Genomic DNA, 13,663 nt, shown 5'->3' with positions numbered 1-13,663 from the left:
GGATGATCTTTAATCTGCCTGCATGGACCTGAACATATCGACCCTCGCCGAACGCCCCGAACTGGAAGGGCCGATGTGGGGCATGCGCGACCTCTGGCCCGAGTTCATGATGTACGACCCGGTGGGCTGGGCGAACATCGGGCGGATCGTGCGCGAGCTGCCGGAGTACGTGCTCGTCGCCACCGACGCCGAGGGCAAGGTCGTCGCCCGCGGCTTCAGCGTTCCCTTCCGCCTGGACGTGGACGGGCGCCGCGAGCTGCCCGCGCGCGGCTGGGACGAGGTGCTGCTCTGGGCGTTCTCGGACCTGAAGCACGGGCGCGAGGCCGACACCGTCAGCGCCATCGAGATCACGGTCGACACGAGCGCCCTGGGCCAGGGCCTCTCGCACCGGATGCTGGCCGCCATGCGGGCCAACGCCGGGCGGCGCGGGTTCTCCGAGCTGGTCGCCCCGGTCCGGCCCAACGGCAAGCACCTGGAGGCCGCGTCCTCCATCCACGAGTACGCGTTCCGTACCCGGGAGGCCGACGGCCTTCCGCACGACGCCTGGCTGCGCGTCCATGTGCGCGCGGGCGGTGTCATCGAGGCGGTGGCCCCGGCCTCGATGACCGTCTCCGGCTCGGTCGAGCAGTGGCGCGCGTGGACCGGCCTCCCCTTCGACGCGGACGGCCCGGTCGAGGTCGAGGGCGCCCTGGTGCCCGTCCACTGCGACGCCTCGCGCGGGTACGCGGTCTACGTCGAGCCCAACGTGTGGGTGCGGCACCGCATCTGAGCCGTACGGGGTGGCGCCGGGGAGCGGGACCCCGGGGGTGATCTTCGCGGCGGGGGATGTACCGTACGGCGTCCCCTGTCGTACACCCGTGCGCCCTGCCCCCGGCGTGCGCCTCCGTGAGAGGTCTCGCGAATCGTGAACCAGGCCGTCCGCTTGGAGAAGGGCGCGGAGTCCCCGCGCCCCAAGGAGTTGCCGGGCCGGCCGGTCCGGGTCGGGCTGGCGCTGGTGCCGCTGCTGAGCCTCGGCGTCCTCGGGTTCGTCCCCTCGCTCACGCTCGCCCTGCGGCGTGGGACGCGGAACGACCGGCTCGCCGCGCTGCTGTTCACGGCCGCTTCGGTCGGCTGGTGCCTCCAGATCGCGCTGACGCCCGAGGAGACCCACGGCTTCGCGTACCTCCTCGACCTGGTGCTGCTCACGGTCTCGACCCTGGGCGCGGCGGCGCACTGCCTCACCGTCAAGGGGGCCGGCCGGTGAAGACCCGTCGTGCCTGGCGCGTCACCGAGCGGGAGGCGGCCAAGAGGGAGGCGGCTGAGTCCGGGGCGGCCCGGATTCCCGGGCTCCTGGCCGCCGGTGCCGGAGCGCTGCGCGGCCGGGCCGGCTGGGCCCTCGGCTCGGTCCTGGTCCTCGTCCTCGGACTCGTCGGCGCCTGGCTGTTCGCCGGCTCGGACCGGCCGGGCACCCCGCCCGACACCCGGGCCCGCGCCTATCAGGACTACGACGCCTGTCTGCTGACCGACGAGCAGGGCATCGTGACCGGGGCGCCGGCGGCCCCGGTCTGGGAGGGGATGCAGGCGGCGTCGCTGGACAAGCACATCCGCGTGACGTTCGTACCGGTGATGGGCGAGAAGTCGGTGGAGAACGCCCGCCCGTTCCTCAACGGTCTGGTGCAGCGGGACTGCGAGATCGTCGTCGCCTCGGGTGCCCCGCAGGTGGCGGCCGCCGAAGCGGCGGTGGAGAAGAACCCGAAGATCCGGTTCGTGACGGTCGGTGAGGCGGGTGGCGCGGCCCACGACAACCTGGTCCGGGTGGCGCCCGGGGCGTCCCTGAAGGGCGACATCACGGCGACGGTGAAGCGGCTGGCCCGCGAGGGCTGACGCGCCGGAGAACCCCTGACGCGCGGCGCCGGCCGGAGTTGTCCGGAAGGGTTCCGTCCCCTGGGTAAAGGAAGAGTAAAGTTCGGCACCCTGGTGTGAACTGGTGATCTGTCATCGGGCAGGCTCGCGAAGCTTTGTAAGCATCGTGTTAGTAAAGGCTGGCCCATGCGTATACGCCGGGTCCGTAGCCCTCGCCTGTTCCCACCGGGTCGCACCGGAAGACGCAGGTTGAGGGCTACGGCTCTTTCCGTACTGATCTCCCTGTTCCTCATGCTCACCACCGAGTCGGCGCTCGCCGCGGGCGTCACGCTCGAACCGGTGAAGATGCCCAGGCTCTCCCTCGCGGGGCTGTGGAAATGGGTGAGCGAGAGCCCTCTCGACACTCCTGACCAACAGGGCGGAACGGCCCGTGGCAAGAGCCACGAAGCCTCCTCCGACTCCACGAGCCTCGAGGGCGAGGCCGGCCGCAAGCCCGGCAAGGGCAAGGGCGAGCTCCCCCTCTTCGAGCGGGAGACCGACGACCCCGCCGAGGTCCGCACCGGCAAGGCGCCGGGCGGCGCCAAGAGCTTCGACGCGCGCACCAGCAAGCGCGACGCGAAGAAGTCCACGGCCACCTCGGACCACTACGTCAACGCCGACGGCTCCACCACCGTCCGCCACTACCCCGGACGCACCAACTTCAAGGTCGCGGACGGCACGTGGAAGGCCATCGACACGAGCCTGACCGAGGACAAGGACGGACGTCTCCAGCAGACGGCCAACTCCCTCGACGTCGAGTTCGCGCCGACCGCCTCCGACAAGGCCCTCGCCTCCGTCGACTTCGGCAAGGGCCGCTCCCTCGCCTACGCCCTGCGGGACGCGGCCGGGACCGAGCCCACCGTCGACGCCGACGGCACCCTCACCTACGCCGGGGTCCTCCCCGAGACCGACGTGCAGCTCGTGCCGCTCGCCGAGGGCTTCAAGGAGAACGTCGTCCTGCGCTCCCCGCGGGCCGAGAACTCCTGGGTCTTCGCGCTCGACCTCAAGGGTCTCACCCCCCGCGTCGCCGCCGACGGCGACGTGGAGTTCACCGACGCCGACGGCAAGGTCACCGCGACCATCCCGCACGCGTACATGGAGGACTCCAAGGTCGACCCGCGCTCCGGCGACCGCGCCCAGTCCCGGGCCGTCACCTACGAGCTGACGACCGTCGACGGCCGGCCCGCCCTGCGGATGACCGCCGACCGTGCCTGGCTCGACGACCCCGCGCGCGTCTACCCGGTGACCGTCGACCCGACGGTGACCGCGTCGAACTCGACGTACACGCAGAACACCATCGGCGGGGACCACTCCACCGAGACCCAGATCAAGGTCGGCTCGTACGACTCGGGCACCAACAAGACGAACTCGTTCCTGCAGTTCAACTCCCTCGGCACCACGCTCGCGGGGCAGCGGGTCACCGCCGCCACCCTGAACGTGTACGCCCTGTGGTCCTCGACCTGTGCGGCCCAGTCGTTCTCGGTGCACCCGATCACGCAGTCGTGGACGCCGTCCGCCGTCACGGCGTACCCCGGCCCGTCCTTCGGCGCCGCCATCGGCACCGCCACCCCGGCGCCCGGAGCCTCCTGCTCCAACAGCTCCGGCTCGGCTAGCGTCGGCGTGCGCATGCCCGTCTCGCTCAGCACGACGTGGTTCAACAACGTCGCCGGCGGGGCCGCGAACTACGGTCTCGCGCTCACCGCGCCGACCAACGACATGCTCCACTGGAAGAAGTTCCACTCGGACAATTCGGCGACCGGCGGCTTCCGCCCGGCCCTGGACCTGACCTACACGCCGAACTCGGCGCCGCAGATCAACGCCCAGTACCCGCCGGCCAACTTCCAGGCGAACACCCTCCAGCCGGAGCTGCTCGTCTACGCGAGCGACGCCGACAAGGGCCCCAACCCCCTGTCGTACACCTTCGAGGTCTACGACGGCGACGCCACCGGTACCCCCACGCTGGTGGCCACGTCCGGCACGGTCACCAAGGGCAGCTGGAAGATACCCGCCGGCAAGCTGAAGTGGTCGAAGAACTACGACTGGTACGTGGAGGCCAGCGACGGCACCTCGGCCGTCGTGGAAGGCAGCCGCTTCACCACGGCCGTGCCGCAGCCGCCGGTCACCTCGGGCTTGTCGATGAACACCGACGGGCACGAGTTCGACCCCTCGGACGGCAACTACACGACCGAGGACACCGACGCCGACGTGCCGGTGATCGGCCCGTCGCTGGAGATCGAGCGCTCCTACAACAGCCTCGACCCCCGCGTCGACTCCGCGTTCGGCGCCGGCTGGTCGACGATCGTCGACATGAAGGCCGTCGAGGCCAAGGACGGCAGCGGCGCCCTCACCAGCGTGATCATCACCTACCCCGGCGGTGAGCAGGTCGCCTTCGGCCGGAACTCGGACGGCACCTTCGTGCCCCCGCTGGGCCGCTACGCGCGCCTCGCGGCCGTCACCGGCGGCTACGCGCTCACCGACAAGGACTTCACGGAGTACGCCTTCACCCAGGCGACCGCGAAAGCGGGCACCTACGCGCTGAAGACCATCAAGGACTACGCGGGCCGCACCGAGACCTTCTCGTACGACGCCGACAAGCGCCTCACGAAGATCACGAACGAGGTCTCCAAGCGGAACCTGGGCCTGACCTGGTACCAGCCGGCCTCGGCCACCGCCTGGCACGTCCAGACCGTCTACACCGACCAGGCCACGGCCGGCGACGCGAACTCGGCCCAGACCTGGCAGTACACCTACAGCGGTGACCAGCTCACCAAGGTGTGCCCGCCGGCCGACTGGTCCAAGTGCACGACGTACACCTACGCCACCGGCAACCACTACCGCACCACGGTCCTCGACGCCGACCCGTTCGCCTACTGGCGGCTCGGCGAGACGTCGGGCACCGTCGCGAAGGACGCCCTCGACGCGAACCAGGGCCAGTACAACGGCACGTACAAGAACGTGACGCTGGGCGGGACGGGTCCCCTCGCGGGCTCCACCCAGAAGGCGGCCACCTTCAACGGCACCACCTCGTACGTCGAGATGCCGGCCGCGCCGGGCGCCACGCCCTCGTACACCTCCGTCTCGCTGTGGTTCAAGACGAGCACCGCCGGAGGCGTGCTCTTCTACTACGGCGACAAGCCCCTCAGCGACCCCGACCCGGTGGCCAACACCACGAAGAACACCCCCGCGGTGTACGTGGGCACCGACGGCAAGCTGCGCGGCTGCCTCGCCATGTCGCCAGGCTGCATGACGACGATCACGTCCACCCCGGTCGTCACCGACGGCAAGTGGCACAACGCCGTCCTGACCGGCGTCGCCAACAGCCAGACCCTGTACCTCGACGGTGCGGCGGTCGGCTCGCTCGGCGGCACCATCAACGACTGGGTGCAGCCGTACATCGCCCTCGGCGCCGGTGTGAACACCATGGGCTGGCCGGCGATGAACGCCAACGACAAGCTCGGTCACTTCAACGGCCAGCTGGCCGAGGTCGCGATCTTCTCCGAGCCGCTCTCGGCGGACGTGATCAAGACCCAGTACGACTCCGCCACCCGGCCGGCCGGACTGCTCCAGAAGATCACCACGCCCGGTCTGAAGACCCAGGCGTCCGTCGTCTACGACACCACCGACGACCGCGTCCTTCAGGCCACCGACGGCAACGGCGGCACCTGGAAGCTCAACCCGCCGACCATCACCGGCTCGTCCCAGGTCTACCGCTCCGCCGTCCTGGGCTCCGCCCCGGCCGGCTACTGGCGCCTGGACGACACCCAGGGCGCGGCGCAGGCCGCGAACCAGGTGAACACCGGCTTCGGCACGTACAACAACGTCATCCAGGGCGCCGAGGGACCCTTCGGTCCGGGTGACGCGAGCGCGTCGACGTTCGACGGGGCCACCTCCTTCCTGGAGATCCCCTACGGTCCGCTGCACGCCAAGGCCGACCGCTCGGTCGAGCTGTGGTTCAAGACCGCCGCACCCGGCGTGATCATGAGCGACCAGAGCGTCGCCCCGAACAACGCGGGCGGAGCCACCGGCAGCTGGAGCAACCTGCTCTACGTCGGCGCGGACAACAAGCTGCACGGCCACTGGTGGAGCTCCACCTGCAACGGCGCGGCGACCCTCGGCTCCACCGGCACGGTCACGGACGACAAGTGGCACCACGCGGTCCTGTCGGCCGTCGGCACCACGCAGACGCTCTACCTCGACGGCGCCAAGCAGGGCACCTGCACCGGCGCCCCGAACGACCAGACCACCACGCGGACGTTCGTCGGCGCGGGCTTCGGGAAGAACTGGCTCAGCTCGCCGGCCGACGTCAGCTACTTCACCGGCTCCATCGCCGAGGTCGCGGCCCACGCCAAGGGCCTGACCGACGCCGACGTCGCCACCCACTGGTCCGCCTACAAGGCGTCCTCCGGTGTCGCGCCGGTCCGCACGGTCAAGCTGACCGACCCGAGCGACAAGACCCTCACCTACGTGTACGACGCCGAGATGGGCAACCGCCTCCTCGCCGCGATCGACACGGAGGGCGACCGCACCACCTACGGGTACGACACCGGCGGCTTCCTCCACACCATCACGGACGCCAACGGCAACCGCTCGATCACCGGCCACGACGTGCGCGGCAACGCGGTCTCCCAGACCGTCTGCCAGGACACGAAGGCCAACAAGTGCTCGACGGAGTACTACACGTACTACCCGGACGCGACCACGGCCTTCCCGCCGATGGACCTGCGGAACGATCTGCTGCTCACCGAGCGGGACGGCCGTTCCACCGGCCCGGCCGACAACGCGTACCTGACCAGCTACGCGTACGACGCCGGCGGCAACCTGCTGTCGGTGACGACGCCCCCCGTGGCCGGGCACCCGAACGGCCGCACCGCGAGCACCACGTACACCACCGCCACCACTCCGGCGGCGGAGGGCGGCACGGCGGTGACGCCGGCGGGACTGGTGGCGCAGGTCACCACGCCGGGCGGGCGGAAGACGACGTACACGTACTACGCCAACGGCGACCTGGCGCGGATCACCGACGCCAACGGCGCCCAGGTGCGGTACACGTACGACAACCTCGGCCGTGAGATCTCCAAGACGGAGATCTCGGACGCCAATCCGGCCGGCATCGTCACGAGCCAGACGTACGACAAGAACGACCAGGTCCTGACCGAGACCACGCCGGCCGTCACCAACCGGGTGACGGGCGCGAAGCACCAGGCCAAGACCACCACGGCGTACGACCCGGACGGCAACATCCTGTCCCAGAGCGTCGTCGACCTCACCGGCGGCGACACCGCGCGCGTGACGTCGATGACGTACAACGCGAACAACCTGCTGGCGAGCAGGACGGACCCGGGCGGCGACACCACGTCGTTCGAGTACGACGCCTACGGCAACAAGGTGAAGGAGACCGATCCCGCGGGCACGGTCAACACCTACACCTTCGACGCCGAGGGCCGGCCGCTCGTCACCAGCCTGCTGAACCACACCGGCGACCCCTTCAACCCCTCGCCGGCGACCACCCTCGTCCAGGAGTCCCGGGCCTACGACCCGGCCGGCCGCCTCGCGTCGATCACCGACTCGATGGGCTGGCAGACGGCGTACACCTACACCGACGACGGCCTGTCGGCCTCCGTGCTCCGCAAGGACCCGGCGACCGGCAAGTCCTTCACGGAGCAGGCGAACACCTACGACGCCGGCGGCAACCTGATCGAGCAGGTCACCAACGACGGGCAGACCCGCACCGCCTTCACCGTCGACGCGGCCGACCGCACGGTGTCCGAGATCCTCGACCCCAACGGGCTCGCCAGGACCACGCACACCGCGTACGACCCCGACGACAACGTGGTGACCGAGACGGACCGCGACCCGGCGACGGGTGACACGTCCACCACGGACACGCGGTACGACGCCCTGGGCAACATCACCGGCACCACCATCCACGACGGCACCACGGCTCCGGTGGCCCGCTACAAGCTGGACGAGACCACGGGCTTCGGCCTCGCGGACTCCTCCGGCGCCAACAACACCGGTACCCATGGCACCGGGATGCACTGGAACACCGACCGGAGCGGCAGCGCCGCCTTCGACGGTGACGTCAACTCGTGGGCGCAGGCCTCGGGCCCCGTCGTGAACACGGCGGGCAGCTTCACGGTCTCGGCGTGGGCCAAGCTGTCCGACCTGACCACGGGCCGCACGGTGCTGTCGCAGGACGCGGGCAGTGTGTACGGCTTCGTGCTGTACTACGCGGCCAACACCGGCTGGGCGTTCGCCCGTCCGCGGACGGACGCGCTGCCCCTCGCCTACGACCGGGCGGTCTCCGCTCCGTCGGCGGCGGTCGCCGGTGCCTGGACCCACCTGGTCGGCATGTACGACGCGCAGGCGTCCAAGCTGCGTCTGTACGTCAACGGCACGCTCGCCCAGGAGGTCGCGGTCTCGGGCAACTGGGAGGCGACCGGTCCGTTCCAGATCGGCCGTCACAAGATGGGCGCCGGGAACTACGACTATGAGTTCAAGGGCGGCATCGACGACGTTCAGGTCTACAGCGAGGCACTGACCGCGGCGCAGGTCACCGCGGTCAAGGGCGGCACCCTGCCGGCCGCGGGCAGCGCGGTCCGCACGACCACGTGGAAGCTGGACCAGCGCGGTCTGCCGATGTCCCAGACGGACACCTCGGGCAACGTCACTGACTACGGCTACGACGAGCTCGGGCAGCAGACGTCGGTCACCGAGCCCGCGGTCATGACGGAGCAGAACGGGGGGACGCCGGTCTCGGTCCGTCCGGTGACGATGTCCGGGTACAACACCTTCGGTGAGCCGACCGAGCTCTCGGACCCGCTCGGCAACGTCACGACGACGGCGTACGACGCGGAGGGCCAGGAGGCGTCGGTCACGACACCGCAGTACCTGGCACCGGGGGCCTCGGCCCCGATCACGGCCACGTCGTACAACGAGTACAACAAGCTCGGACAGGTCACGGCCGAGGTCGACCCGCTGGGCAACCGCACCACCTACTCGTACACGCAGCTGGGCGACCTCGCCTCGGTCACCGAGCCGGGCGGCGGTACGACGAAGTACACGTACGACACGAACGGCGACCAGCTGTCGGCCACCCGGCCGAACGGCGCCCGCCAGGAGAGCACGTACGACTACCTGGGCCGTGAGCTGACCAGCACGGACATCGTGCGCCAGCCGACCCAGCGGGCGTACACGGCGATCAACGAGTACAACGCGCCGGGCGGCGAGCTCTCGCGCGTCGTCTCGCCGAACGGTGTGACCCAGTCGTACAAGTACAACGCGCTGGGCGAGATGACGGAGGTCACCGACTCCGCCGGAAGCGTCTCGCGCTTCGTGTACGACATGGACGGCCGGCCGCTCCTGTCCACGGACCCCGACGGCACCAGCACCCGCAACACGTTCGACGGCTTCGGCCAGCTGGTGAAGACCGAGGACCTCGACGCGACGGGTGCCGTGCAGCGGACCGCCCGTACGTCGTACGACCGGATGGGCAACGCGGTCTCGGTGACGGACTACCGTCAGCACACCAAGACCCTCACGTACGACGCGGCGGGCCAGATCACGAAGGCGGTCGAGCCGGTCTCCGCGACCGAGTCGATCACCTCGACCTTCGGCTACGACGCCGCGGGCAACCGGACCCGGTTCACCGACGGACGGGGCAACCCGTTCCTGACGTCGTACAACACGTGGGGCATGCCGGAGACGGTGGTCGAGCCCTCGACCCCGACCCACCCGAACGTCGCGGACCGGACCTTCACGGCCGTCTACGACCTCGCCGGGCGGGTGAAGGAGTCCCGGTCCCCGGGCGGGGTGACGAACTCCTTCGAGTACGACGCGAAGAGCCGCCTCGTCAAGCAGACGGGTGCGGGTGCGGAGGCCGACACGGCCGACCACACCTACACCTATGACGAGGACGACCGTCTGACGGCGATCGCGGGCCTCGGTTCGGAGAAGAACACCTTCTCCTACGACGACCGCGGTCTCCTCCTGACGGCCAACGGTCCCTCGGGTGCCTCGTCCTTCGCCTGGAACGGCGACGGTGCGATGACCACCCGGACGGACGCCTCCGGCACGTCGACGTACGGCTACGACACCGCCGGTCGTCTGAAGACGACCAACGACGGTGCCACCGGCACGACGATGACGTACGACTACGACGTCAACAGCAACGTCAAGTCGGTCGGCTACGGCACGGGCAAGGCGAAGCGCAGCTTCGGCTACGACAAGCTGCAGCGTCTGACCAACGACACGCTGACGTCCCCGACGGGCAAGACGCTCTCGTCCATCACCTACGGGTGGGACGAGAACGACAACATGACGTCGAAGACGACGGCCGGCGTCGTGGGTGCCGCCGCCCACACGTACACGTACGACTGGGCCGACCGCCTGGCGTCCTGGAACAACGGGACGACGACGGAGGTCTACGGCTACGACGCGTCCGGCAACCGCACCCGGGTGGGTGGCGACACCTACACCTACGACGCCCGGAACCGGCTGACCTCGGACGGCCACAGCACGTACACGTACACCGCGCGTGGCTCGCTCAGTTCGGTGACGGACGATGCCAGCCGCGTCACGAACATGAAGACGGACGCCTTCAACCGGGTGATCCAGGAAGGTGACCGCACCTACACCTACGACGGCTTCGACCGGGTCCTGACCGCCAACGAGGACGGTGCGGCGATCCACACCTTCCAGTACAGCGGCGCGGACAACGACGTGGCCTCGGACGGTGTGTCCACCTACAGCCGGGACGCGGACGGCTCCGTCGTCGGCGTGAAGAGCGCGGTCACCGCGGTGCTGGCCCTGACGGACCTGCACACCGATGTGGTCGCCCAGTTCACCGCCTCCGGTGAGGCGCTGGCCGGGTCGACGACCTACTCGCCCTTCGGCAAGGTCGTCCAGTCCTCGATGATGGCCGGCGCGCTCGGCTACCAGTCGGGGTGGACCGATCCGCAGACGGCCAAGGTCAACATGGCCGCGCGCTGGTACTCCCCGGAGACCGGACAGTTCGGCAACCGGGACACGGCGAGCAACTCGCCCCTTCCCGACTCGGTGAACGCGAACCGGTACGCCTACGCGAACGGCAACCCGATGACGGGTGTCGACCCGACGGGCCACTGGTTCGACTCCATCAAGAAGGCCTTCAAGAAGGTCACCAAGAAGGTCACGAGCGTCGCGAAGTCGACCTACAACACGGCGAAGGCGGTCGTCAAGACGGCTGCCAAGGTCGTCAAGAAGGCCGCGAAGGTCGTCAAGAAGGCCGCCAAGAAGGTGGTGAAGCGGGCGAAGCGGGTCGTCAGAAAGGCGGTCCGGCACGTCGCCGACAGCGTCAAGAAGGTCAAGAGATACGTCAAACGCGTGTACAAGCGCGTGAAGCGTGTCGTCCACAAGGTGGTCAAACACGTCAAGAAGGCCGTGCGGAAGGTCGCCAAGGCGGTCAAACACGTGGCCAAGAAGGTGGTCAAGGCAGCCAAGAAGGTCGGTAAGGCCGTCAAGAAGGCTGCGAAGGCGACAGCCAACTTCGTCAAGCAGCACGCCTCGACCATCGCCTCGGTGGCCACGGGCATCGCCGTCTTCGCGGGCTGCACCGCGCTGACGGCCGGTGTCGGCGCCATCGGCTGCGCCGCCCTCGCGGGCGCCGCGGCCAACGGCGTGGGCTACATGATGAACGACGGTCCGAAGTCCGTCGGCGGCTTCCTCGGCGCGGTCGCCATCGGCGCCGTCACCGGTGCGGCCGGTGGCGTCGGTGGCCGACTCGCGGCGAGCGCCGCTGGCAAGCTGCTCTCCGGCACGGCCGGCAAGATCGCGACGAACGTCGCGGAGAGCGCCGGCGAGGAAGCCCTCACGGGCGCGGTCGAGTACGGCACCTCCTGTGTGAACAGCGAGGAGGGCTGCTCGGTCGCCGGAGCCGCGAAGGCGGCGACGATCGGTGCCGTCATGGGCGGCGCGTTCGGCGCGAAGGGCAAGGGCAACGGCCCGAAGTCGAAGGCGTCCGCGGGCGACAGCTCCGGTCCCGGCTGCCCGATCCGCCGGGCCGGCACGCCGCACAGCTTCACGGGCAAGACGCCGGTCCTGATGGCGGACGGCAAGACCAAGGAGATCTCCAAGGTCAAGGCGGGCGACAAGGTCCTCACGGCCGAGCCCGGCAAGACGACCAAGGAGGTGCACCAGGTCAAGAAGGTGATCGTCACCCAGACCGACCGCGACTACGTCGACGTCACCATCGTCGCGAAGGCCGGCCGGAAGACGATCGAGACCACCAAGCACCACCAGTTCTACGAGTCCACCCGCAACTCCTGGACGCAGGCGGGCGACCTCAAGGTCGGCCAGAAGCTCCAGAACGGCGAGGGCGCCCCGGCGGCCGTCGTCGGACTGAAGTCGTACCAGGCGGATCGCGTCACGTACGACCTCAGCATCGAGGGCCTGCACACGTACTTCGTGTTCGCGGGGAATCAGGTCCAGGCGGTCGACAAGAGCGCCGCGGTCCTGGTCCACAACTGCGGTGGAAGCAACCCCGCCCACTCGGCCACGTGCACCTGCGCGGCCGGAAACCAGCCGCGCATGGCCAACGGGCACATGGGCTCCAACCCGAACCCGAATCCGAGCCGGCTCAGCCGCGACAACCAGTACCCGTCGGGATACTGGGCGGACACCCACCGGGAAATGGAAAAGAATTGGAAGGACAGCGACGGAAACTGGCTGGACAACGACGGTAATATCGTTCCGGACGACGAGCTGACGTACGAGCACACATACGCGGTCGTCGACCATTGGAACGCCGAGGGATACAACCAGAGCAAGAGTCAGCGCGCGAAGTTCTTCAATGACGCCACCAAAATGCATCCGATGCGCCGCAAGGCGAATTCAAGCGGTGGTGGTAAAATGAAGGCGCGTTATCGGCAGGACACAGGTCCCAACTACTCGAATTAAAGGAGACCTAGGGTGGCATTTGATGTGGAGCAGGCCGTAAATGAAATTCCCAAGGTAGAGGAATTTCCTGGCCTCGCGCGCGCGTGGCGCTGGTCGCCCATGTTCCGGTTCGTGTTCTCGCTGGCGATGAACGCGGAGGGGACGCGCATCCATCAGGTGAACGCCCGAGACTCCTTCGACGAGGACCTGGCCCGGGCGGTGCTCACGTTCGCGCGTGAGCACCGTGCCGGGCTCGGGGAGAACCCCCGCCCCTTCGAGGTCGTTCCCGGGTTCTCCCACCCGGGGTACGACTTCGACGCCCTGGTGGCGATCCAGCCCGAGATCCACGGCTACTACGTGGGCCGGAACGAGCAGCTCAACGAGGTCGTGGTCGGGGTCTTCCCGGCGTACGTCCGGGAGTTCTCCGGGAACGAGACGCCGGAGGAGGCGTTCTTCCGCTTCAAGAAGATGCTGAACGCGGCGGACATGACGCGCGAGGCCGTTCCGTTCCTCCGGATGAAGTTCGACAACACGAGGACCGGCGGCGGAAGCGAAGGCGACCTCCGCGGTTTCACCACCCCCGACGTGCTGCTCCGGGAGCTGGAGCTCCTGGAGGGCGCGCCCGGCAGCTTCGTGGAGTACGAGAACCGTCACGGGCGGGTCCGGCGGATCGAGTGGAACGGCTCGTGGACCGTCGACGGCGAGGCCCGGGAGCACGCGCCGGCCCCCGCCGAGATCCTGGAGACCCTGAACTGACCTCGGTCGCGTCCCGTCGAGGACGAATCCCACCGAGGACGAATCCTGCTGAGGGCGAATCCCGCTGAGTACGAGGGCCGTTCATCCGGAACACCGGGTGGACGGCCCTCGT

Annotated in this window: 5 protein-coding genes; all 5 read left to right on the top strand. The window is 69.1% G+C overall.

What is annotated here, in order from left to right:
* Positions 1-22 precede the first annotated feature (22 nt).
* The 5 genes from IF00_RS0106835 (at position 23) to IF00_RS0106815 (ending at position 13,551) form a co-directional block, all read left to right on the top strand.
* A complete protein-coding gene (locus tag IF00_RS0106835; protein ID WP_030315334.1) occupies positions 23-769 on the top strand; it encodes a hypothetical protein in 747 nt (248 codons plus the stop codon).
* Positions 770-904: 135 nt separating this feature from the next.
* Positions 905-1,243, top strand: a complete 339-nt coding sequence (locus IF00_RS0106830; RefSeq protein ID WP_051819938.1) for a hypothetical protein — start codon at positions 905-907, stop codon at positions 1,241-1,243.
* Entirely contained in the window at positions 1,240-1,863 is a 624-nt protein-coding gene (locus IF00_RS0106825; protein WP_030315327.1) for a type 1 periplasmic-binding domain-containing protein, read from the top strand. The genes IF00_RS0106830 and IF00_RS0106825 overlap by 4 nt, the downstream gene beginning before the upstream one ends.
* Positions 1,864-2,133: 270 nt before the next feature.
* The gene (locus IF00_RS0106820; protein ID WP_245234450.1) at positions 2,134-12,816 is read left to right on the top strand and encodes a LamG-like jellyroll fold domain-containing protein; all 10,683 of its coding nucleotides are present in this window, start codon (positions 2,134-2,136) and stop codon (positions 12,814-12,816) included.
* 99 nt (positions 12,817-12,915) lie between these two features.
* A complete protein-coding gene (locus tag IF00_RS0106815) occupies positions 12,916-13,551 on the top strand; it encodes a hypothetical protein (protein WP_051819937.1) in 636 nt (211 codons plus the stop codon).
* The last annotated feature ends 112 nt before the right edge of the window (positions 13,552-13,663 follow it).

Origin of the sequence: Streptomyces flavochromogenes, assembly GCF_000717595.1 — a bacterium.
In the GTDB taxonomy this organism is placed as follows: domain Bacteria; phylum Actinomycetota; class Actinomycetes; order Streptomycetales; family Streptomycetaceae; genus Streptomyces; species Streptomyces flavochromogenes.
This window is presented reverse-complemented; position numbering and strand designations above follow the sequence as displayed.